The 22,470-nt window shown below is 64.8% G+C and carries 23 protein-coding genes and 2 pseudogenes; 17 read left to right on the top strand and 8 right to left on the bottom strand.

The annotated features are described in order from the left end of the window. Positions 1-61: 61 nt before the first annotated feature. The 3 genes and pseudogenes from ATO4_RS16255 to ATO4_RS16270 all read right to left on the bottom strand — a co-directional run bounded on the left by ATO4_RS16255 (position 62) and on the right by ATO4_RS16270 (position 2,485). Positions 62-415, bottom strand: a complete 354-nt coding sequence (locus tag ATO4_RS16255) for an antibiotic biosynthesis monooxygenase family protein (RefSeq protein ID WP_083592587.1) — start codon at positions 413-415, stop codon at positions 62-64. An 80-nt stretch (positions 416-495) separates the two neighbouring features. Next, positions 496-2,150: pseudogene (locus tag ATO4_RS28440) on the bottom strand (tannase/feruloyl esterase family alpha/beta hydrolase). Positions 2,151-2,281: 131 nt separating this feature from the next. Continuing rightward, complete coding sequence (locus ATO4_RS16270; RefSeq protein ID WP_083592590.1) at positions 2,282-2,485, bottom strand: 4-oxalocrotonate tautomerase family protein; 204 nt, start codon at positions 2,483-2,485, stop codon at positions 2,282-2,284. Between the two features lie 149 nt (positions 2,486-2,634). Here ATO4_RS16270 and ATO4_RS16275 point away from each other — a divergent pair, with 149 nt between their 5' ends. Beyond that, a complete protein-coding gene (locus tag ATO4_RS16275) occupies positions 2,635-3,543 on the top strand; it encodes a LysR family transcriptional regulator (protein WP_083592591.1) in 909 nt (302 codons plus the stop codon). Positions 3,544-3,547: 4 nt separating this feature from the next. On the opposite strand, the gene ATO4_RS28445 is transcribed toward ATO4_RS16275, so the two are convergent. Both ATO4_RS28445 and ATO4_RS28450 read right to left on the bottom strand, forming a co-directional pair. Continuing rightward, a complete protein-coding gene (locus tag ATO4_RS28445; RefSeq protein WP_245308780.1) occupies positions 3,548-3,808 on the bottom strand; it encodes a zinc-binding dehydrogenase in 261 nt (86 codons plus the stop codon). Continuing rightward, positions 3,805-4,182 carry a zinc-binding dehydrogenase gene (locus ATO4_RS28450; protein WP_245308781.1) on the bottom strand — a complete coding sequence of 126 codons (378 nt, stop codon included), beginning with the start codon at positions 4,180-4,182 and terminating at the stop codon, positions 3,805-3,807. The genes ATO4_RS28445 and ATO4_RS28450 overlap by 4 nt, the downstream gene beginning before the upstream one ends. Between ATO4_RS28450 and ATO4_RS16285 the strand changes: the two genes are divergently transcribed. The 16 genes from ATO4_RS16285 to ATO4_RS16365 all read left to right on the top strand — a co-directional run bounded on the left by ATO4_RS16285 (position 4,073) and on the right by ATO4_RS16365 (position 18,146). After that, on the top strand, positions 4,073-4,711 hold the full coding sequence (locus ATO4_RS16285) for an IS30 family transposase (RefSeq protein WP_245308782.1): 639 nt from the start codon (positions 4,073-4,075) through the stop codon (positions 4,709-4,711). The genes ATO4_RS28450 and ATO4_RS16285 overlap by 110 nt on opposite strands. Positions 4,712-5,056: 345 nt before the next feature. Further along, on the top strand, positions 5,057-5,893 hold the full coding sequence (locus ATO4_RS16290) for a histidine kinase dimerization/phospho-acceptor domain-containing protein (RefSeq protein ID WP_083592592.1): 837 nt from the start codon (positions 5,057-5,059) through the stop codon (positions 5,891-5,893). 84 nt (positions 5,894-5,977) lie between these two features. Beyond that, positions 5,978-6,616 (top strand): response regulator, encoded by a 639-nt coding sequence (locus ATO4_RS16300; RefSeq protein WP_245308783.1) that lies wholly within the window; start codon positions 5,978-5,980, stop codon positions 6,614-6,616. A gap of 150 nt (positions 6,617-6,766) precedes the next feature. Beyond that, the gene (locus tag ATO4_RS16305) at positions 6,767-7,117 is read left to right on the top strand and encodes a response regulator (protein WP_245308786.1); all 351 of its coding nucleotides are present in this window, start codon (positions 6,767-6,769) and stop codon (positions 7,115-7,117) included. Between the two features lie 56 nt (positions 7,118-7,173). Beyond that, positions 7,174-8,010 carry an alpha/beta hydrolase gene (locus ATO4_RS16310; protein WP_083592594.1) on the top strand — a complete coding sequence of 279 codons (837 nt, stop codon included), beginning with the start codon at positions 7,174-7,176 and terminating at the stop codon, positions 8,008-8,010. 149 nt (positions 8,011-8,159) lie between these two features. After that, complete coding sequence (locus ATO4_RS16315; RefSeq protein WP_280940506.1) at positions 8,160-8,807, top strand: hydrolase; 648 nt, start codon at positions 8,160-8,162, stop codon at positions 8,805-8,807. A 69-nt stretch (positions 8,808-8,876) separates the two neighbouring features. Continuing rightward, positions 8,877-9,170, top strand: a complete 294-nt coding sequence (locus tag ATO4_RS16320) for a XapX domain-containing protein (RefSeq protein WP_083592596.1) — start codon at positions 8,877-8,879, stop codon at positions 9,168-9,170. Between the two features lie 89 nt (positions 9,171-9,259). Then, positions 9,260-11,113 carry an amidohydrolase gene (locus ATO4_RS16325; RefSeq protein ID WP_210191084.1) on the top strand — a complete coding sequence of 618 codons (1,854 nt, stop codon included), beginning with the start codon at positions 9,260-9,262 and terminating at the stop codon, positions 11,111-11,113. Then, entirely contained in the window at positions 11,110-11,529 is a 420-nt protein-coding gene (locus ATO4_RS16330; protein ID WP_083592598.1) for a DoxX family protein, read from the top strand. The genes ATO4_RS16325 and ATO4_RS16330 overlap by 4 nt, the downstream gene beginning before the upstream one ends. Then, on the top strand, positions 11,526-13,163 hold the full coding sequence (locus tag ATO4_RS16335; protein ID WP_083592599.1) for an MFS transporter: 1,638 nt from the start codon (positions 11,526-11,528) through the stop codon (positions 13,161-13,163). The genes ATO4_RS16330 and ATO4_RS16335 overlap by 4 nt, the downstream gene beginning before the upstream one ends. Then, the gene (locus ATO4_RS16340) at positions 13,160-14,122 is read left to right on the top strand and encodes a pirin family protein (RefSeq protein WP_083592600.1); all 963 of its coding nucleotides are present in this window, start codon (positions 13,160-13,162) and stop codon (positions 14,120-14,122) included. The genes ATO4_RS16335 and ATO4_RS16340 overlap by 4 nt, the downstream gene beginning before the upstream one ends. 156 nt (positions 14,123-14,278) lie before the next feature. After that, the gene (locus ATO4_RS16345; RefSeq protein WP_083592601.1) at positions 14,279-14,965 is read left to right on the top strand and encodes a type 1 glutamine amidotransferase domain-containing protein; all 687 of its coding nucleotides are present in this window, start codon (positions 14,279-14,281) and stop codon (positions 14,963-14,965) included. 133 nt (positions 14,966-15,098) lie between these two features. Further along, on the top strand, positions 15,099-15,839 hold the full coding sequence (locus tag ATO4_RS16350; protein WP_083592611.1) for an SDR family oxidoreductase: 741 nt from the start codon (positions 15,099-15,101) through the stop codon (positions 15,837-15,839). A gap of 201 nt (positions 15,840-16,040) precedes the next feature. Further along, a complete protein-coding gene (locus ATO4_RS16355; RefSeq protein WP_083592602.1) occupies positions 16,041-16,718 on the top strand; it encodes an SDR family oxidoreductase in 678 nt (225 codons plus the stop codon). 321 nt (positions 16,719-17,039) lie between these two features. Continuing rightward, positions 17,040-17,825 carry an alpha/beta hydrolase gene (locus ATO4_RS16360; protein WP_083592612.1) on the top strand — a complete coding sequence of 262 codons (786 nt, stop codon included), beginning with the start codon at positions 17,040-17,042 and terminating at the stop codon, positions 17,823-17,825. Positions 17,826-17,894: 69 nt separating this feature from the next. Next, positions 17,895-18,146, top strand: a complete 252-nt coding sequence (locus ATO4_RS16365; protein WP_083592603.1) for a DUF1427 family protein — start codon at positions 17,895-17,897, stop codon at positions 18,144-18,146. 438 nt (positions 18,147-18,584) lie between these two features. Here ATO4_RS16365 and ATO4_RS16370 read toward each other — a convergent pair whose 3' ends face one another. The 3 genes and pseudogenes from ATO4_RS16370 to ATO4_RS16380 form a co-directional block, all read right to left on the bottom strand. Beyond that, a complete protein-coding gene (locus ATO4_RS16370; RefSeq protein WP_083592604.1) occupies positions 18,585-20,492 on the bottom strand; it encodes an adenylate/guanylate cyclase domain-containing protein in 1,908 nt (635 codons plus the stop codon). 303 nt (positions 20,493-20,795) lie between these two features. Continuing rightward, positions 20,796-21,443 carry an AraC family transcriptional regulator gene (locus ATO4_RS16375; protein WP_210191082.1) on the bottom strand — a complete coding sequence of 216 codons (648 nt, stop codon included), beginning with the start codon at positions 21,441-21,443 and terminating at the stop codon, positions 20,796-20,798. A gap of 668 nt (positions 21,444-22,111) precedes the next feature. Then, positions 22,112-22,470, bottom strand: a pseudogene (locus ATO4_RS16380) (type 1 glutamine amidotransferase domain-containing protein); the annotation flags it as partial.

The following is a 22,470-nucleotide window of genomic DNA, read 5'->3' on the forward strand; positions in this document are numbered from 1 at the left end:
CACCGTTCGGGGCCGGCGGGGGACCCGGGAGACGGTCCGATGAAGCGTCTCCCGGGCATCGTCAGCGTGTGAAGCCGTCGAACAATGTCATGTAGATGGCGCCGAACCCGTCCAGCGTCGCGCGGATCTCGGGCGTGGTCGATCCATAGACGAAGAGCTGCTCGATCGTCACGAGTTCGAGGAAACGCTCGGCGAACGGCGCGAACGTATCCTTGAGGTGCCCCAGGAGGTCGGGGGTGCGGTAGCGCTCGACGATGTGCGCCGCTGTCTGGTCGGCGTTGACGCTATACTCGTAGCTGAGCGTGCCCGGCTCCTGGCGCGTCGCGGACACGATCCGGCCGACCAGCTCCTCGAACGTCTCGAAGTTCGCGGGATCCAGGGTCAGGTGGTAGATGCAAACGGTCTCGTCGGTCATGTGAGCTCTCGATTTCAATTGGTGGAATGGTCCGGCAGGACGGGCGCTATGCGCGTCCGCTTCCGGAGGCTTGTCGTGTCTCAGTTCAGGTACCGGGCCGCAGGCGACATCGGACTTCCGCGCTCGCGCTCGGCGCAGCGGAAACTGGCGGCGCTCGACGGGTCGCCGCCCGTGTACTCGGGAAACTTCGGATAGGCGCAGATCGGCCGTTGGGCCTGAGGCTCGGCCTCGTTGCCCCCTTGCCCGTATCGTGTTCCCAGAAGACTGGCGGGCGCCGTGCCGTCCTCCACCCACCGCACGAGGGACATGAGGCCGTCGGCATCGGGGTCACTCGGCACCACCGAGGAGAAGGGCTGCCCGAAATCCGTCGCGCCGGCCCCCCCGAAGCAGTGGCCCATGCCGGGTACGAGGAAGAGGCGGAGGAACTCCTGCGTCAAGGCAAGGCCGCCGCGGGCGGTGACGGCGCGCTCGTAGTAGTTCACGACCTCCTGGAAGGGGACGGCCGGATCGGCAAGCCCCGTGTAGATCATCGCCTTCCCACCCCGGCGGCGGAAGTCGTTCAGGTCGACGCCGTTGGTGTTCAGCCGCGAGGACAGGAGCGCGTCCAGGCGGTCGACGTCGCGGTCGAAGTCGAAGGATTTCGTGTCAAAGCCCGCCCCAAACGCCCATTTGAAGAGGTAGAACTGCTGGTCGGGCCAAGCCTCGGGATCGCCTTGGAGCGAGGGGCCGAGGGGCTGGTCCTCGCTGCCGGGCGTGAGGCCGGATAGATCCGCTCGTGCGTTCGCGGGTTGACGGCGCCCGCGTAGAGCTTGTGGAGCGCCCCGACCTGCGGCTCGGTGAGGCATTGGTCACCCGCCGCGCCCGGCTCGCATCTCGGGAGCGTCTCCGGGTCGAAGCGGCATTGCCGGGGATCGGTGAGGAACGCGTCGCCGGAGGCTCCGCCATCCTTGCCACCGCACTGGTCGATCACCGCCTTCGACACCATCGCAAGGCTTGCAGGCGAAAGGCGGCTGCTAGGCGTCTCGTTCAGTGCGTTGTAGTTCCACAGGAATGACGTAGCGACATGGGTCCGGTTGTTGCCGGGATCGCCGGCGAGCACGCCGTCGTAGTCGTCGGGATATCGCAGCGCCGATCCAAGTGCCTGCTGGCCGCCCGTCGAGCAGCCCTCGAAGTATGAGCGGAAGGATTCGGACTTGTAGAAGGCGCCGACAAGGAGCTTGCCCACGCAGGTCATCTCATGTGTCGCGCGGTGGCCGAAGTCCGTCCAGCGCTCCGGATGGTCGACGGTCAGGTTGATGTCCGGCGCCGTACCGAGGTCGGTGTTGGCAACGGCGAACCCCCGCCGCAGCCCCTCGATCATGCCCATGCCGTAGGCGATCGATCCCGCCCCGCCGCCGTTTCCCGTGCCGAGGAAACGGCCGTTCCAGCTTTCGGAGGGCAGCCAGACCTCGATGCCGATTTTGGAATCAGGTGTCGGTGTCACGATCGCTTCGACGCGGCAGAAAGGGGGCATCTTGGCCGCCCGTTCGGCGAGATCCGGAGCGTAGGATGCTGGAGGCGGAGTGAACTCCCCTGCACCTACAGCGGACACCGACACGATCGTGGCCCCGGGTACCGGAAGACCCGTGAGGTCGTTGCAGACCGACGGAGCCGGGTCAGCGGCGTCAGCCGATGGGATGCCCGGGAACACTGCACTCAACGAAAGCCCCATCGCCAGAAGGGTCGGGATCCTCATCGGCCTTGTCCTCTTGCGTGAGGCGGGCGGCGGACGTTGCCGCAGCCGCCGCGTTCAAGCCAGACGAGGGCACGCCGACCCTCGCCAGACCTTTGGGAGTCGCATAGCGGGCACGGAAGCCCGCTCCGTTCCTAAGTGCTCGGCGCCGCGGTGGGTTCACCGAACAACTTGCCGGCGCCGGCCCAATCGCTCGGCGCGACGTCGTCGAAGATGACGTAGATGTAGTTCGCGTCAGTCCCCGTGTTGCGGACGATGCTCTCCGTGATCTCCGCGGCGACCTTTTGCTTCTGACCGTGGTCTTTACCCTCGAACCAGCTTACCCGTACGACCGGCATGATCCCGTCTCCATGAATGTTCCGCCGCTCTCCGTCGGCGGACGCCGAAGGCCCGAGACAGGCAACCGCAATATACTGTATCCTTGCGGCGCTTAAAGGCGCTTACAATCCATTCTGAGTAGCGCCACGAGATACTGTGGAGGCTTGCCATGAACGAGATCGAACCGTTGTCGGGCATCGGCGTCTTCGTGGCCGCAGCTCGGGCGGGAAGCTTCACGGGGGCCGCCGAGCGCCTCGGCATTACCAAGTCCGCGGTCGGCAAGACCATTGCCCGCCTCGAAGCGCGACTCGGATTGAAGCTGTTTCATCGGACGACGCGGAGCAACAAGCTGACTGTCGACGGCGAGGCCTACCTTGCCGCCTGCGCCTCCGCTCTCGACGAGATCGCGGCCGCGGAAGCCGCCCTCACGTCGGCGAACACCGTCCTCACCGGCCGGATCCGCATCGACATGCCGGTCGCCTTCGGGCGGCGCGTTCTCCTGCCGATCTTCATTGACATCGTGCGTCCGCATCCGGAACTCACGCTGAGCTTGACCTTCACCGATGCTCTCACGGATCCCTTCCAGGACGATGTGGACCTCATGATCCGCTTCGGCGCCCTCAGGGACTCGAGCCACCTCATCGCGCGGCACCTAGCCGACCAGGATCGGGTCATCTGCGCCTCTCCAGGCTACCTCGAGACGCATGGACGTCCAAAGGAACTGGCGGACCTTCGCGGGCACCGCTGCATCGTCGGCTCGCCCAAGGGTCCGCCGCTGGCCTGGGTGGTTCGCGAGGACGGCACGGTGAAGCGCTTGTCGCCTCCCGCCACGCACCAGGTCAGTGACGGCGAGGCCATGGTCGACGCGGCCGTCGGCGGGCTTGGCATCTGCCAGCTTCCGGCCTCCCTGGTAAGGCGCCACGTCGAAAGTGGCGCGCTCGTGCCGTTGCTCGAAACCTTCTCGACCGTTCCCGTCGAGGTGCACGCACTATGGCCGCGACAAGCGCACCTCAGTCCCCGGGTTCGTTACGTCGTGGACCAGCTTGTCGCGCGCGCTGCCGCAGGCGAGCTGAACTAAGCCATCAGGGCAGGACGACGATCTTCCCGCCCGCTTCGTCGGCCTCCATGCAACGGTGCGCCTCGGCGATCTCGTCGAGGCGGACCACGCGGCCGACCTTGACGGGCAGCATACCCATCTCGACCTCGTCCACGAGCCTTTGAAGGGGCATCGCCATGAACTCCTCCACTCCGCGGCTGTAGGTGGTCAAACTGACCGCCGTCGGGATTGCCGTCATCGGCTCGAAGGCTTCGAGCGTCCAGCGATCACCGACCATCCCGCTCATACAGACCGCCCCGTGGCCTTGGCGCACGCGAGCGAGTCGAGAAGAGTGGTTGTGCCCACGAGTTCCAGCACCTTGTCGACGCCGTCCGGGAATGCGTCGCACACCTGTCCCACGATTGCGCCGTCGTCGATGAACACGCGGCTCGCGCCATGGAAGCGAAGGAGGTCTTCCCGGTCCGGACGTCGCGTGGTTGCGCAGACGATTGCGCCCTCCGCCTTCGCGATGGCGGCAGCGCCCAAGCCGACGGAGGTCGTGCCGCCGCGGATGAGCAGGATCTCGCCGGGCCGCAGGCGCAGCGCCACGAAGAGCGAACCCCAAGCCGCCTGGAGCATCTCCGGCAGCGCCCCAAGCGTCTCCCAGGGCAGGTTGGTCAAGAACCGCCGCTCCATCCATGACCGTCCGGCCGAGGTCGCGGATCGCCGACAGGTCGGGCATTGGGAGGCCGATCTTATCATCTGCAAGCGCGCTCGCCCGGTTCTCGTCCTTCATGAGCGAAAGACCCGTGTGACGCTCGCCACGAGGCTCAATGGAAGGACCGCCGCCGAAACCATCGCAGCGATGACCGCCGTCTTCCGGCGTGTCGCTCCCGGCCTGCGCTCCTCGGTGACGTTTGATAACGACACCGACTTCGCCCGCCACCGCCTCCTCGACGACCTGTTCGGCATGTCGACCTGGTTCTGCGACGCCTACGCTTCCTGGCAGAAGGGCGGCGTCGAAAACGCCAACGGACGATTGCGACGATGGCTGCCCAGATGGCTCGATCTCGACACGCTGTCTAAAGCCGATCTCCAGGACGCCATCGTCAGTCTCAACACCATTCCGAGAAAATGCCTCGGCTTCATCACGCCCTTCCAGTCCCTCCTCCAGGAACTTGGCAAGGACGTCAGAATCCGCTCCTCATGAGCATGTTGCGCTTCGCGCTGGAATCCACCCGCAGCGATCCGGCGCCTCTTCTTCCCCGCATTCGTCATCTGCTATGCGCTGACGAAGGATCGTACACCCGTCGTCGACGCTACGTGGTGGTCGACGCGGCAGTCAATCGTCGCCACCCTCGTTGGGGTGCTCGTCTCGGCGGTCGGTCTTTCCTGGATGATCCTCGCGGCTCCGGCAAACCTGCCGCAGTTCATGAGCAGCGACCGCGACGTCGGCGCGCTCTGGCAATACGTTCCGGTGCTGTCGCTCATTCTCTATGCCACAGGTCTAACGCTACTCTAGCTCCGACGCAGATCTCTTCTCGATCTCTGGCTGATGGTCGTCCTCTCGACGCTGGCGATCGAGATCATACCCTTGTCCAATGCCAGCGGCGGAACACGTCTCACGCTCGGCTGGTGGGCGGCGAGGGTCTATGGACTGACCCCGGCCAGCATCGTCCTCATCGCCCTTCTATCCCAAACGACGACGTTGCAGTCGCGGCTCGAAAGCTCGATCGCCGCCGAGCACCGAATGCGCGAGGCGAGACTGACCGCGATGGAGGCCCTTGCGGCCTCGATCGCCCACGAGATTAACCAGCCTCTGGCCAGCATGGTAAACAATGCCGATGCCGGCCTGCGATGGATCGGCAAAGCGCCGCCGGACATTCTCGAAGCCGAGCAGGCGCTGAAGCGCATCGTCAGCGACGGTCACCGGGCCGGGACGGTGGTCTCCAGCATCCGTTCCATGTTCAAGAACGGCGCGCGCCAGCGTATGCCGCTCGACCTCAACATCGTCATCGACCGTGCCATCGCGCAGGTCCGTCCTGAGGCAAGCCTCAAGCGTGCCAGGATCGAGTCCGCACTCGAGGCGGGGCTTCCCCCCGTATTCGGAGCCGAGGCTCAGTTGCAGCAAGTCCTCCTGAACCTCATCAGCAATGCGCTGGAGTCGCTGCGCACCGTCGATGGCGGCGGGTCCCGAATCGTGCGCATCACATCGCGGTCGCTGTCCTCGGGAGAGGCTGGTCGCCATGTCGGACACGAGCGCAGGGCTCGATCCCGGCTTTCGGGACAGGATTTTCGAGCCCTTCTTCACGACGAAGCCCGACGGCATGGGAATTGGCCTCGGAATCTGCCGCTCGATTGTCGAGGCCGAGGGAGGCAGGCTATGGGTTGAGGCGAACGAGCCGCGGGGCACCGTGTTCTCGTTCACGCTTCCAGCCATGATGGCTCGCGATATGGCGACGTCGGAAAACCTGTCGTGATCGAGAGGGAGTCTACCCTGTCCGCACTCGTTTTCGTCATCGACGACGATCCCTCCATCCGTGCCTCCTTGACGAGCCTTCTGCGCTCGGTCGGACACGAGGTGCTGAGCTTCGAGACGACGGAGCAGTTCCTCGGTGCCGAACGGCCGGATGCACCGGCCTGTCTCGTCCTCGACGTTCGCCTGCCGGGGACAAGCGGGCTGAAGTTCCAGCGGGCACTGGCGGCGTCCGATATGTCGGTCCCGATCGTCTTCATCACCGGCCATGGCGATATCGAAATGTCCGTCGCCGCGATGAAGGGCGGCGCCCTCGAATTTCTCATCAAGCCGTTCCGCGACCAGGATCTTCTCGACGCGGTCCACAAGGGGCTCGAAACCGATCGGCTTCGTCGGGAGAAAGCGGCAACGCTGACCGGACTGTGGGAGCGTTATGCCTCTCTCACGCCGCGGGAGCAGGAGGTCATGGCCTTTGTCGCGGATGGTCAGATGAACAAGCAGATCGCCCATGCACTCGCCTTGAGCGAGGTGACGGTCAAGGCTCACCGGGCGCAGATCATGCGCAAGATGCAGGCAAAGTCGCTGCCCGATCTCGTTCGGATCGCGGACCGGCTGAACGCGTCGATCCAAAAGGCGTAGTTCCACGATATCAAAGGATCATTGTTTCGACCCGCAGCGACGGTCCATCCTTCGGCTGTCGCATCGCTCCGGTGCGTCGATACAATCGGTCGGCCGATAGAGTCTCAGTCCGGTTCGACACATCCAGGCATGGCTGGAGAGGCCTTGATCGTGATCGTCGACGACGATGCTTCCGCTCTGGAGGCGGCCCTTGGACTGGTGAGATCGCTCGGCTTCGAGGTCAGGGGCTATCGAAGCGGCCGGGAGTTCCTAACCTCAGGCTCTGTCGAGGAAACTCGATGTCTCGTCGTGGACTGGCGAATGCCCGGCATGAACGGCCTCGAACTGCACCGTACGCTGACAGAAGCCGGCCATACGATAGCGACCGTGCTCGTGACGGCCTTTCCGGAGGAGGGAGCAGTCCGGGCGCAGGCCGAGAAAGTCGGTATCCGGTGCATTCTCAGCAAGCCGCTCGAAGCGGATGTCCTTCACGCCTTCATTCGCAAGGCCCTCGCCGACTAACGGGTGAGAGATCCGCCCGAAACCGACGTTGAACACAAAGCTCGTTCCCCAAGGAGATGGCTGTGCCCCACATCACAACGCACGACGACGTTGAAATCTACTACAAGGACTGGGGTCCGAAAGACGGGGCTGTGGTCATCCTCAGCCATGGCTGGCCCCTTTCCTCCGACAGCTGGGAATCGCAGGCGCTCTATCTGGCCGATGCCGGCTATCGCGTCGTTACGCATGATCGCCGCGGCCATGGGCGTTCCAGTCAGCCCTGGCACGGCAACGACATGGACCATTACGCGGACGATCTTGCAGCGGTGATCGACACGCTGGATCTCCAGGATATCTCGCTTTTCGGCTTTTCGACCGGCGGCGGCGAAATCGCGCGCTATGTCGGTCGCCACGGCACGAGGCGCATCGCCAGGCTTGGCCTGATCGCCGCGGTTCCGCCCTTGATGCTGAAGACGGAGGCCAATCCCGGTGGCTTGCCGATCGACGTATTCGATGGCATCCGAGCGGCCAGCATCGCCGATCGCTCCAAGCTTTACCAGGACATTGCGTCGGGCCCGTTCTTCGGCTTCAACCGGCCGGGCACGACGCCTTCCAAGGGCATGATCGACAGCTTCTGGCTGCAAGGCATGATGGGTGGGCACAAGAACACCTACGATTCCATCAGGGCTTTCTCGGAGACGGACTTCACCGAGGATCTGAAGAAATTCGATAAGCCGACGCTGATCGTCCACGGCGAGGACGACCAGATCGTACCGATCGACGCTGCCGGCCGGGCGTCGAAGACGCTCGTCCCGCATGCCGAGCTGAAGGTCTATCCCGGCGGACCGCATGGGATCACCGACACCCATAAGGACCAGCTCTGCCGGGACATGCTGGCGTTCATGAAATCCTGATGCCTCGCTGACGGCCCGGGCGCCGCGCGCCGCGCCGATCCTCACATCACTCAGCCATCCGGCCTCCTCCTTCGAGGCGACTGCCGGAACGCAATGCCATTGCCGACACGGACCACCCACATTCCGAAAAGGACCTCTTTGCGATGCCCATCTCCGCGACGCCCACACCCGGTAAGACACTCGTTTCGCCGACCGACCACGTACTGATCATGATCGACTTCCAGTCGCAGATGGCCTTCGCGACGAAGTCGATCGATGCCGTTCTGCTTCGCAACAACGCCGCGCTCATCGCCAGTGCCGCAGCGGGTTTCAAAGTCCCGACGATCCTGACCACGGTCGCCGAGAAGAGCTTCTCCGGGCCGATGTTCGACGAGATCACCGAGGCCTTTCCGGGCCAGCCGCTGCTCGACCGCACGTCGATGAATACCTGGGAAGACGCCGGCGTGATCGATCACCTCAACACGCTCGGTAAGACCCGCGTCGTCTTCGCGGGCCTCTGGACCTCGGTCTGCATCGTCAGCCCGGCCCTGTCGGCGATCGATCAGGGCTTCGAGGTCTATGTCATCGCGGACGCCTGCGGGGACGTGACGGACGAGGCGCATGACCGGGCGATGGATCGCATGGTGCAGGCCGGCGCCCGGCCGATGACCTCGCTCCAGTACTTGCTCGAGTTGCAGCGCGACTGGGCGCGCACCGAGACCTACGACATGACGACCGGCATCGCCAAGAAGCTGGGCGGCGCCTACGGCCTCGGCATCATCTACGCCAAATCGATGTTCAACGCGCACGAGGGATGATCGGTTGAACGGGTGGGCGGACATCTCCGCCTGCCCGTTCCCATCGATCCCCGAACGAAGGAGAGCGGAATGAAGATCTATCTCATGGCACTTGGCGCGGGGCTCCTCGTCGGCGCGATATACAGCCTCATCAACGTGCGCTCGCCTGCTCCTCCGGTGGTAGCCCTCGTCGGCCTCCTCGGTATCCTCGTCGGCGAGCAGATCGTGCCGGTGATACGGGAGATGGTCGCCGGTCGATCGGCCCTCTCCTACCTTCATCTCGGATCCCGCCCTCACATCTTCGGATCCCTCCCCCATGGGCCCGCTCACGCTGCGGCGACGGTCTCGCCCGTAAAGGAGACTGGCGCAGGGGCGTCGTCATGACGGCGCGCTTCACAAGGCGCTCGACGCTGGTGGGAGCCGCATCGCTCTTCGCTGCCGCGCCCTTTCTCGAAAAAGCCCGGAGCCAGACCATGACCGACGGCGACGTCATCATCCTCAACGTCAAGATCACGACGCTCGACCGCGCCAACCCCCGCGCCGACGCCGTCGCCATTCGCGACGGACGCTTCCTTGCGGTCGGGACGGGAGCGGAGGTTCGCGCGGCCGCGCCCGATGCCGAGATCATCGACGGCGGTGGGCGGCGTCTCATACCTGGCCTCATCGACAGCCATATCCACGTCATCCGCGGCGGGCTGAACTACAACATGGAGCTGCGCTGGGAGGGCGTTCCCTCGCTCGCGAACGCGATGGCCATGCTGAGGCGGCAAGCAGAGAAAACGCCGGCGCCACAATGGGTGCGCGTCGTCGGCGGCTTCACAGAGCACCAGTTCGCGGAAAAGCGTCTGCCGACCCTGGAGGAGATCAACGCGGCAGCGCCCGAAACCCCGGTCTTCATCCTCCACCTCTACGACCGCGCGCTTCTCAACCGCGCGGCGCTCCGTGTCGTCGGCTATACCAAAGACACACCGAACCCACCGGGCGGCGAGATCGTGCGCGATGCTTCGGGCGAGCCGACCGGTCTTTTGCTGGCCCAGCCGAACGCGACGATCCTCTACTCGACGCTCGCCAAGGGACCCAAGCTGTCACCGGAGTACCAGCTGAATTCGACGCGCCACTTCATGCGCGAATTGAACAGGCTCGGCATCACCAGTGTCATCGACGCCGGCGGCGGCTACCAGAACTATCCCGACGACTACGAGATCATCGAGAAGCTCCATGCCGACGACGAGCTGACCTTGCGCATATCCTACAACCTCTTCACGCAGAAACCGAAAGAGGAGCTGTCGGACTTCTCCAGCTGGTCCAAACAGGTGGCGCCCGGCGAGGGTGACGACACCTACCGCCACAACGGGGCCGGCGAAATGCTGGTTTATAGCGCCGCCGATTTCGAGGATTTTCGCGTCGAGCGGCCGGAAATGCCCGCGAATATGGAGGCTGATCTCGAGCCCGTGATCCGGCTCCTCGTCGAGAACCGGTGGCCGTGGCGGTTGCACGCGACCTATGACGAGACCATCACGCGCGCCCTCGACGTCTTCGAAAAGGTGAACCGCGACGTTCCTTTCGGGGGTCTCCATTGGTTCTTCGACCATGCCGAGACGATCAGCGAACGCAACATCGACCGGGTCGCGGCGCTCGGTGGCGGCATCGCCGTGCAGCACCGCATGGCGTTTCAAGGCGAGGACTTCGTCGAACGCTACGGGGCGAGAGCGGCCGAAACGACGCCGCCGATCGCGAAGATGCGGGCAGCGGGCATTCCGGTTGGCGCCGGCACGGACGCAACGCGCGTCGCGAGTTACAATCCATGGGTCTCGCTTTCCTGGCTCGTGACGGGACGCACCCTCGGCGGCCTGCGTCTCTATCCCCCGACGAACCGGCTAGACCGCGAAACGGCACTCAGGATGTGGACGACGGAGAACACTTGGTTCTCCAACGAAGAGGGCAAGAAGGGGAGCATCAAAGCCGGCCTCCTCGCCGATCTGGCCATCATCAGCGACGACTTCATGGAGGTCGCCGAAACAGAGATCCCACACCTCCACTCGGTCCTCACGATGCTCGGCGGCAAGATCGTCCATGGCGAGGGCGACTTCCTGCCGCTCGCGCCGGCGCTTCCCGCGCCGATGCCGGACTGGTCCCCGGTCGCAACGTTCGGCGGCTATCCCCGGCGGGCCTCGAACGAGGCTCTTCGCATGGCTGCGAGTTGCGGCTGCGCCAATGCCTGTACCCTGCATGGCCACGCTCATGCCGCAGCGCTCGGCGCCAACGTGCCGACCTCAGATGCCCGCAGTTTCTGGGGGGCCTTGGGTTGCGGATGCTGGGCGGTATGACCACACCCGCACCGATCGCCGCGCTTCTCGGCAACCGAGCTTTCATCAGGGCCGCGGTCACGCTCCTGACGCTGCCCTACTGGTCGAGTGGAATTCGCAAGCTCTTCGACCTCGACGGCGCGCTCGGTGAGGCGAGGAATTTCGGGCTCGAGCCAGCGGCCCTCATCGTCATGGCGACGATCCTCGTCCAGATCGGCGGCTCGCTGCTTCTCGTCTTCGGGCGAATGGTATGGCTGGGTGCCGGTGCGCTCGGGGTCTTCACCGCTGCCGCGACGGTCGTAGCCCATGCATTCTGGACTGTCTCCGACCCGATGGAGCGCTTCCACGCGACCAACACCTTCCTCGAACATGCCGGGCTCATCGGCGGCCTGATCCTCGCGACGATCATTGTGGAAACGCGAGAGGCCCTCGCATGACCGATGCGACCGTCGCTCCTATCGCCCCAGTTGCCGACGATGTCTCGCCGCTGCGCCAGCCGTTGTTCCGCGCCCTTTGGATCGCCACGATCGTTTCCAATGTGGGGACGTGGATGAACGATGTCGGAGCGGGATGGCTCATGACGTCGCTGTCGAGCGACCCGTTGCTCGTCGCACTCGTGCAAGCAGCGACGACGCTGCCGATGTTCCTTTTGGCGCTGCCAGGCGGGGCACTTGCCGACATCGTCGACCGGCGGCGGCTCCTCATCGGTGCGCAGGTCTGGAGCCTCATCGCTGCGACCTGCCTTGCCGTGGTGGTCGCCCTGGGTCTGACAACCCCTGCGATCCTCCTCGCCCTCACCTTCGCCATTGCGGCGGGAGCGTCGCTGAGCGCGCCGGCCTTCCAGGCGATCGTGCCGGAACTGGTTCCCGCAAAGTCGCTGCCCGACGCCGTGTCGCTGAACAGCCTCGGCATCAACATCGCGCGCGCCATAGGACCAGCGCTCGGCGGCGTCGTCATTTCCCTGTCCGGTCCTGCCTCCGTCTTCGCGCTGAACGCCGTCTCGGTCGTCGGCGTGATGTTCGTGCTCTACCGATGGAAGCGGGTTTCCACCGCGACCAAGTTGCCGCCGGAGCACTTCTTCGGAGCACTGCGCGCCGGCGCGCGCTATGCCCGACACTCTCCGTCGCTCCAGATCGTTCTCGTGCGGAGCATCGGCTTCTTCCTCTTCGCAAGCGCCGCCTGGGCACTTCTGCCGATCATCGCGCGCCGAGAACTCGGCCTTGGGCCCTCCGGCTATGGCGGCATCCTCGGCTGCATGGGCGCGGGCGCGATCGTCGGCGCGTCGGTGTTGCCGGTCCTTCGCAAGCGCCTGTCGCCGAACGGGCTGACGATCGGCGCCACCGTGATCTTCGCGCTGGTGACCTTCGCTCTTTCGCAGGTTCGGGGCTTTGCTTCCGCCGGTATCGTCATGGCCTTTGCCGGCCTCGCCTGGATTGCCATGCTGTCGTCCTTGAACGTCGCGGCGCAGCTGGCAGCGCCGTCCTGGGTAAAGGCCCGCGCGCTTTCGGTCTATCTCGTCGTCTTCCAGGGCGCGATGACCGCCGGCAGCATCCTGTGGGGCTTGCTCGCGGCGCGCACGGACATTCAGACGACGCTGACGGTCGCGTCCATCCTGATGCTCGCAGCATTGCTGCTCGTCGTCTGGTTCCCGATCGGCGGCGGAACTAAAGCGGATCTGACGCCGTCCCGCCATTGGGTCGAGCCCGATGTCGACGACACGGTCGGAGCCGATCGGGGGCCTGTCATGATCATGGTCGAATACGCCGTCGATCCCGCAAGGGTCGCCGAGTTCACGATGGCGATGCACCGCCTTTCACGCGTCCGCAAGCGGGACGGCGCGATGCGCTGGGAGTTGTACGAAGATGCGACCCGGCCCGGCGTCATCGTCGAGACCTTCGTGGTCGAAAGCTGGCTCGAGCATCTCCGCCAGCATGAGCGCGTCACAAAGGCCGATCGCATCGACCAGGATACCGTCAGGGCCTTTCACATCGGCGCCGACCTCCCCATCGTGCGCCATCTTTGGGCCCCGAAACTCGCACCCATCCATGCCGCATCGGAGACGAGATCATGACCTGGACCCCTTGCCCCGATCCCGTGATCGGTGACCGCGCCACGACGAACGCGATTGAGACGCTCATCATTCCCCGTGCCGTCGACCTCGGCGAGATGGTGGTACGCCGCGCGCTGCCGTCGACGAAGCGGCAGATGGTCGGGCCGTTCATCTTCTTCGACCAGATGGGTCCCGCCGAATTCCTGACCGACCAAGGCATCGACGTGCGACCGCACCCGCACATCAATCTCGCAACGCTTACCTATCTCTTCCAGGGTGAGATCCTGCATCGTGACAGTCTCGGCACGGAGCAGGCGATACAGCCGGGCGCGGTGAACTGGATGCGGGCCGGCCGCGGCATCGTTCATTCCGAGCGGACGGCGGAGGAGCGCAAGCGCAATGGCCAGCGGCTCTTCGGCATCCAGACCTGGATGGCGCTTCCAGAGGCCCAGGAGGAATCCGATCCGGCCTTCCTGCATATCGGCGCGGATGCTCTCCCTGTCGTCGAAGCGGACGGCGTGACTGCGAGGCTCATTGCCGGTCGTGCCTTTGGCGAAGTTTCTCCTCTGAAGACCGCTTCCGAAACTCTCTACGCGGACGTCGTGCTTGCCGCGGGCAGCAAATTTCCCGTCGATGCGGCCTATGAGGAGCGAGCGCTCTACACGTTGAAGGGTTCGATCGAGATCGGCGGCGACGTCTTCGAGGCCGGCCAACTCGTGGTTTTGCGAGCGGGCGACGCGATCACGGTTTCCGCTCTCGCGGATGCACAGTTCATGCTGTTCGGCGGCGCTCCGATGGAGGGGCCACGCTACATCTGGTGGAACTTCGTCTCGTCCCGCCTCGAACGCATCGAGGCGGCAAAGGAGGAATGGGCAAGAGGCCGCTTCGATACGGTGCCCGGCGACGAGGCGGACTTCATCCCGTTGCCGACACTGCGGGACGCTCCGAAGCGCGCGACGGGCGGTGTGGTCTATCCCTGACGTGTCACGGATCGCATGCCTTGTCACCGACATGCGCATGGCCGGGATGAGCGGATAGCCCAGCCCATCGGTGACGGGGCCTTCCGAAGACACCTCCACATCTCCTGCAGCGCGTTGCGATGATGTCCCAAGGGACTTCAACCGAAGGAGAATGACATGAAGGTTCTGATTGGTTTGACGTCGCATGACCAGCTCGGCGACACCGGTCGCAAGACCGGCTTCTGGCTCGAGGAGCTCGCCGCTCCCTATTATGTGTTCAAAGACGCCGGCTACGAGATAACGCTCGCCTCGCCAAAGGGCGGCCAGCCGCCGCTCGATCCCAAGAGCAACGAGCCCAACTTCCAGACCGACGACACCCGCCGTTTCGAGGCGGACGACGAGGCAGGAGAGGCACTGGCAAGCACGGTAAAGCTTGCCGACGTTTCGGCGAACGACTTCGATACGATCTTCTATCCGGGCGGTCATGGTCCGATGTGGGATCTGGCCGAGAGCAGCGACTCTCGCGCCCTGATCGAGAGCTTCCTGGCAAGCAACAAGCCGGTCGCTTTGGTCTGCCACGCTCCAGGCGTGCTGCGGCATGTCGAGACCCCAGAAGGTCGCCCCCTGGTCGAGGGGAAGAAGGTGACCGGCTTCACCAACACCGAGGAGGCCGCCGTAGGCCTGACCGAGGTCGTTCCGTTCCTCGTCGAGGACGAGCTAAAGGCCAAGGGCGGTCTCTACTCGAGCGGCCCGGACTGGGGTCCGTATTTCGTGCAGGACGGTCTGCTGATCACCGGCCAGAATCCGGCGTCGTCCGCCAGCGCCGCGCAGCGCTTGGTGGAGGAACTCAAGGCTTCGGCATGAGCGCCTACTTCGTCTACATCCGTGGGCGCTGCAAACTGCCGCTTAGGAAAGCGGCGGTCCCATCGCTCCGTCCGAGCCATGCGCGTGAGGGCTAATAGAACGGGTTTGACTGACGAACCGGAAAGAATTGACGATGTCCGAGGGAATAGAGAACAAAGTCGTCTTGATCACCGGTGGTAGCACCGGACTAGGGGCTGAAACCGCCCAGTTGCTCGCGGCGCGCGGTGCCATGGTCGCGGTGGCGGCCCGCCGGAAAGACAAGCTGGATGAAGTCGTCGCCGGGATCGAGGCGCTGGGCGGCACGGCCAAGGCTTACGCGCTTGACGTGACCAACAAGACGCAGGTCGAGGCAGTGGTTGCAGGCGTCGTCGCCGATTTCGGCCGACTGGACGTGCTGGTCAACAACGCCGGCCTGATGCCGATCCGTCCCATGTCGGAGGTGAATACTGAGGAATGGGATCAGATGATCGACGTGAACCTGAGAGGTGTCCTCTATGGCATCGCCGCGGCACTCCCGCGATTCCTGGCGCAGGAGAGCGGCCACATCATCAACCTGAGCTCGGTCGCAGGGATCAAGGTGTTTGCCCCGGGTGGCACCGTCTATTCGGGCACCAAGTTCGCCGTGAGCGCGATCTCCGAAGGCCTGCGCCAGGAGGTTGGTGACAAGGTGCGCGTCACCTCTATTGAGCCGGGCGCCGTCGACAGCGATCTCAAGCTCGGAACATCCGGCGCCGCCACGGACTCAGTGCTCGACTTCTACAAGCAGGCGATCCCCGCCTCCTCGGTCGCGCGCGCGATCGCATTCGCGATCGAGCAGCCGGCGAACGTCGACATCAACGCCATTGTGCTGCGGCCGACCAGCCAGCAGTACTAACCCGAAATAGGCGCGCTTGGCGCCCGGTGGAACGATCGGAACGCAAGATGGCGGTGATGTCGATAGTTGTCCCCCGCGTGGAGACCCCCACACCCATGGCGCCCGTCCCGCCGTCGGGCGGTCGCCCTGACCGAAACGTCACCGCCTGACCGCTGTGGCATGCCGTGCGCACGGCAAGGAAACCCAGCACGGAGAGCAGAAATGAAGGTTTTCATCATTGGTATCGCCGGCGGCGTCGGTCGCCGGGTCGCAGCGCTGCTCGCGGAGGCCGGCGACGAGCCGACCGGCCTCGTTCGGAGACCAGAGCAGGCTGAAGCCCTCGGGGCGAAAGGTATCCGTACGGCGCCGGGCGATCTGGTGGCTATGTCGGTCGATCAACTGGCTGAGGCTATGCGTGGCTGCGATGCCGTCGTTTTCAGCGCCGGTGCGGGTGGCAAGGAGAACGACGAAGCAACGACCCGCATCGATGGGGACGGGCCGGGCAAGCTGGCCGCGGCAGCGAAGATCGCCGGGGTTCATCGCTTCATCCTCGTCTCGGTGTTCCCCGAGGCGTGGCGCGAACGGCGCATGGATGCGTCGTTCGAGCACTACATGGTCGAGAAGAAGAAGGCGGAGACCGAATTGGTCCTGACCGGCCTGGACTGGCTGATCTTGCGCCCCTCAGCCCTGACCAACGACAGTGGTACCGGCCGGGTCGATCTGGGGCTCGCGAAAGTCCATGTCGAGATTACCCGCGACGACGTCGCTGCGGTGATCGTGGGGCTCCTGCGAACACCGGGACTCAATCGACTGATCCTGGAAGTGACCGGTGGAGCGGTAGAGATCGGAGAAGCGATCGGCGCGCTCGCGTCGTCGTCGACCCAGGCGGGTCGGAGGTAAATCGATGACCTCAGGCGATGATCCGCGCCGCTCCATCCTCGCCATGCTGGCTGCAGGACCGATGAGTTCGGTCCTTCCTGCGATTTCTCTCCCCATCTTGGTATCTGATGTCCCCGGTCGGATGAAGAAACAAGCAAGATCGGCACCTCGAGGGCAGTCCCGGTGCCGCACGGCACTCAAACAAACCCTAAGATTAAGGCTCTAGACGCTGCGTCTTATGTACCGCAGCCGGGCAGTCGTGGCTCAGAAGCGGACTTGGGACTACAGCAACTGGCGCGCCCCCTGCACCCCCTCGGACCTATGAACAGACAGGAGTTCATCATGGCCAAGCTTGCTGCAATTGCTGCAATTGCGACCGCACTTTTTTCGGGTATCGCAATTGCCGAACCGGCCAAGCCGGCGATCGTGCTCGTCCACGGCGCGTTCGCCGACTCCTCGAGCTGGAATGGCGTCGTCGCCCGCCTGAAAGAAGGCGGCTACACGACAGTTGCGGTTGCGAACCCGTTGCGGAGTGTTTCAAACGATGCACGCGTGGTCTCAGACGTCGTCGCAAGCATCGGTGGGCCGGTGGTCCTCGTTGGCCATTCCTATGGTGGCCAAGTCATCTCGAACGCCGCGCAAGGGCACGAAAACATCAAGTCCCTGGTCTATGTGGCGGCCTTCGCGCCGGATGCCGGGGAGGCTGCGGCAGAACTGGCAAGCAAGTTCCCCGGTGGGACGCTCGGCGAAGCACTTGCGCCGCCGGTCGAGCTCTCGGACGGTGGGGTTGTTCTGTACATAGATCAGACGAAGTTCCACGATCAGTTCGCGCATGATGTTCCAGCCGAAACAGCTGCTCTGATGGCAGCCGGTCAACGGCCGATCGCCGAAGCCGCGCTGACGGAAAAGTCCGGCGAACCGGCCTGGAAGTCGCTGCCGTCGTACTTCGTCTATGGCGACGGCGACAAGAACATCCCCGCCGAGGCGCTCGGGTTTATGGCCAAGCGAGCTGGCTCCAGGAACACGGTGGTTGTCGCGGGTGCGTCGCATGTCGTGATGGTATCGAACCCACAGGTCGTCGCGGACCTGATCGAGCAAGCAGCCAAGCAATCCTACACGATCGGCTGAATCACACCACGGTGTCGGACAGGGCTGCAGACCAGGTCGAACTTCGTCAAACCACGATCGAGTCTCCCCATGGCTCAGCTTCAACCCTATCTCGTGTCGCTATCAGTTGGTCTGGCCATTGGCTTGATCTACGGCCTTGTCTCGGTCCGTTCGCCAGCCCCTCTGATCATCGCCCTGCTCGGACGTCCGGGCATGCTTGTAGGTGAGGCCAGCGTCCAGTGGCTGAAGGGCCATACGAACCTCGTCCAAACGGTCCGACACGAAAGATCCTTCGCCCTTCGACGCGCCAACGAGGCAGCCAAGACAGGCGACGTCGCCTGAGGCGCGTCGATCATCGTTCACATCATCCGGAGAGCGGATGCCGATGTCCACCAAACTGGTCGTTGTGACCGGTCGCAAACCCGCCGAACCGGCCGTCTGTGAATCGGCGCCGGGGTTCGACGCCAATCGGCGTGGGGGGCACGCTGGTAAGCCTCTGAAACAGCAGCGGAGCGTATTATGAACCGGGGTCATAGCGTCGCGCCGAACCACACTGCACCTCCTCGTCGGGATTGAGGCTGATCGCGCCGGAGCGGTCTTGCCAGTTTTCAGCCGCGGATCGACTTGGCCTGGAAGGTCGGCGAAGCCCTTGGCAGACACACCGATGCCGTGTCGGCGCGCCAGACTTGCCGAGGTGATGAGACCGCTCGTTCGGATTGCGTTGCCGTTCGTCTGGCCCAGATCGTGTCGGCCCGTCTCCTGAAGACGGCGCGGAGGTGGTCAGCTCGCCTTGGCTGCGGCCGTGCCGGATGCCTGGTCTGCGGTTTCCGGTGCCTGGGCGCGAGCAAGCGCCGCGAGAAAGCGTTCCATGAGGGGCGAGTCACCGAAGCGGCGATAGTTGCGCTCGGAGGCGATGGACAGCGCCGGATTTTTCGCCCGCAACCTGTCCATCGCCGCGCGAGCCTCGTCCAGCCGCCCGAGATCGGCCATCAGGGCGCTCCAGATCAACAGGCAGTTCGGCTCGTCCGGCGCCGTCAGGAGGCACTCCGCCAGAACCGCTTCCGCCTCGTCTGTCTCGCCCGCCGCATAGAGCGCTTGGCCGTGCACGGCGATGTAGTATTGCGGCGCGAGCGGATGCAGCCGTCGCGCCCGCTCGGCATTGTCGACGGCGTCCGCGTAGCGGTCAAAACGCACCTGCGCCTTGGCCAGCGCCATCAGGCTGTCGGGATCGTTGGGGTTGAGTTCCACCGCACGGATGCCAGCCTGCATCGCCTCCCGATAATCGCCTTTCGCGGCGAGGCCGAAACTCAAGATCTGGTAGCCGGCCGCCAGATTGGGTTCGAGCCGGATGGCCTGGCGAGCCTCGCTCAGTCCGGTTTCGATCTCCAGCGTCGCCGCCCGCCCGGTCAGCCCGTCCACGGCGTCGACGATGTAGGTTTTGCCCAGCTCTGCGCGTGCGGCGGCATAGCCGGGATCGAGTTCCAGGGCCCTGAGAAGCAGGGCCCGGGACGCCAGAAGCGCATCGCCGTCCGAGGAGCCGTGGCGGTATTGGGTGCGGGCCCTGAGGACGAGGTCGTAGGCCTGCAGGCTCTCCGTCGGCCGCTCGGCCACCGCCGCCACTTCCGACTGCCGGACATAGGATCCTGCATGGGAGACGATCTCTGCCGCCAGATCGGCCTGCAGGAGGAAGACGTCGTCGACGCGCCTGTCGTAGCTGCTCGACCACAGATGCGCGCCGGTCTTGGTCTCTACCAGCTGGGCGACGACGCGGAGCTGGTCGCCGGCCCGTCGCGCGCTGCCCTCGACGATGTAGTCGGCACCGAGCCGCCGGCCGAGCTCGCGCACGTCGGCGGCCTGGCCGCGCACGGCGAAGGTCGAGTTCCGGGCGATCACCTGCATGTCGGAGTAGCGCGCCAGCGCGGCGATGACGTCCTCGGTGAGGCCGTCGACGAAGTACTGGTCGTCGGCCGCCTCCCCCATGTCGTCGAAGGGCAGCACCGCGATGGTGGGGCGCTGCTCGCGCGCCGTACCGGAGATCCGCAGCACGTTGTCGAACGTGCTGCTGGCGAAGGCCGACAGCCAGGGCCGGTCGAGAAAACCCACCGCCACCAGCGCCAGCGCTGCCGCACCGGCCAGATAGGCGGGTGCCGCGCGCCTGGCACGCATTGCAGGCAGCCAGCGGCCGACGCCGGAGGGGCGATCCAGCCTGACCGCATAGACCTCGAGAGCCTCGGCGATGTTCTTGGCGCGGCGCCGACCGACGCGGCGAAAGGATTCGGCGCGATTGCGGTCGGCGCTGCGAACCACGGCGGCGCTGACAAAGATCCCGCCCGGCTCGGCCATTTCCTGGACCCGGACGGCGACGTTGACGCCGTCGCCGAACGTGTCACCATCGGTTTCGATGACGTCGCCGAGATTGACGCCGATCCGCAGCTTGAGGGGATGTTCGGCAAAGCCCGCCTGGATCTCGATGGCCGCGTCCAGAGCGTCGTTGACGCTCGGAAACGTCGCCAGGAAGCCGTCGCCGGTGTTCTTGAAGCTGCGCCCGCCGTGTCGCGAGAGGGCCGGCTCGATGATGTCGCAGAAGGCGCCCTGCAGGGCGGCATAGGTGCCGGCCTCGTCCGCTTCCATGAAACGGGTATAGCCGACGACGTCGCCGGCGACGATGGCGGCAAGCTTTCGCTCCATCTGCGCACCCTGTCGTTCAGAGGCCGGGCCTCGGTCTGCCAATCGTGTGCTTCTTATGGTGGCGATCGCAGACGGGATCAAATGACCTTTTCTTGCGGGCCGGACGGTCGATTTCAACAACCGACATCGCGCTTAGTGTCGGTCGAACGGAACATTTCGTCACGGCCCCTTTCCGAAAGAAATCACCTCGTTTGGAGATCATATCCTAGTGGTCGATGTGGGCGGAATTCGGCCGGCCCCGGCGCGCCGTTTTTGGGGACTGGTCGCAGGCGTGGTCGGCTGGACCGAGAAGGACCGGTCCGGTTACTGCGACATCCGGGCCGGAGGCGATGGCCGACTGTGGCCAAGCTCGCGCCTCAGCGTGGCGCGCAACTGCGCGGCGTCGTCGCTCGGCGTTAGGTTGAAAAGCCGGCGATAGTCGCGATTGAACTGCGACAGGCTTTCATAGCCGACGTCGTAGGCCACCGACGAGATGGTGCTCGCCCCCGAGAGCCCGCGGCGCGCTTCCTGCAGCCGGACCCGCTTCTGGAACTGGACGGGCGACATGGAGGTCACCGCCTTGAAGTGGCGGTGGAAGCTCGGAACGCTCATATTCGCCTGCGCGGCGAGATCCGGAATGCTCAGCGGCGCGGCGTAGTTTTCACGAATCCAGGCGGTCGTCCGTCCGATCCGGGCGGCGTGGCCGTTGGCGAAGGCCAATTGGCTGAGCAGCGGGCCATGCTCGGTGTGCAGCAGCCGCCAGACGATCTCCCGCCGGATCAGCGGCGCCATCACCTCGATGTCCCGTGGCCGGTCCAGGAGTGAGAGCAGCCGGATCAGCGGGTCGAACAGTTCCCGATCGAGCCGATATTTCGCTGCAACGAGATTGTCCGGCGCCTTGGGGCGGTGTCGCGCCTGCTCGCGCAGGAGTTCGGCGACGACGGCCGGATCGATATCGAGATGGATCGCCAATATGGCGCAGACGGGCTGGCCTCCGTCACCTGCGAGGTAACCGGGACGTCGACGGCGCACAACAGAGACTCCCCCGCAGCGTAGTGGAATGGATTCTCGCCGACCATCATCTCCTTCACGCCGCGCCCGACTAGTCCGAAGGAGGGCTGGTAGATCGAATGGCCGACGTCGGACGGCACGTCCGTGCGGCCGACCTTCAGCCCGTCGATCGGTGTCACGTAGTCGTAGCGGGCATGGCGCTCGATGACGCTCAGGAGGTCGGAGAATGTTGGTTGCACCATCGGAGCCAAGCGTCCTCAATCGGGTGATTGGATCTTCGAAACTCGTGCCTGAAACCCTGTGTGCTGTCGGTCGGCATCGGGCCCAACACCTTGTTTCAATTCATCATGGAACGGCGCCGGGCACTATACACATTCTATCAGCAGCACGCCCTGTCCGCTCAAACGACAAATTGGCCGCAACTCCTCATCGCCCCGCCGCAGGCTCCACTGAGTGGCTGCCGGCTGATCCATAGATGGGATGGTCCCCGTCATTTGTTGCGATGTATTCGATTTTCTTGCGAGCTCGCCGACCGGTAAACTTCGGGCGATGCCCGTCCGTCACGATGCCGCCCTCAGCGAGCCGCCGTCGATGTCGTCCGGCGGCGGTTCGCGCTGATCGGCTGCCGTTCAGGCGGCCGTCTCTGCTGCCCGGTTCAAGGCGGCGACGAGCGCTTCCGCCGCCTCGGTGGAAGAGGCCGGGTTCTGTCCGGTGATGAGCTTGCCCTCCACCACCGTGTGGACGCCCCAGTCCTTCACCTTGGAGTATACCGCGCCGAGGCTGAGGAGTTCGTCCTCGACCAGGAAGGGGACGACCTTGGTCAGGCCGACCGCCGCTTCCTCGCTGTTGGTGAAGCCGGTCACGCGGCGGCCATCGACGAAGGGCGAGCCATCGGCGTTCTTGACGCGGTGCAGGACGCCCGGAGCGTGACAGACCAGCGCGATCGTCTTGCCGGCCGCGACGAAGGATTCGATCAGGCGGATCGAAG

The organism is Aurantimonas sp. 22II-16-19i (assembly GCF_002088275.1).
GTDB lineage: Bacteria > Pseudomonadota > Alphaproteobacteria > Rhizobiales > Rhizobiaceae > Jiella.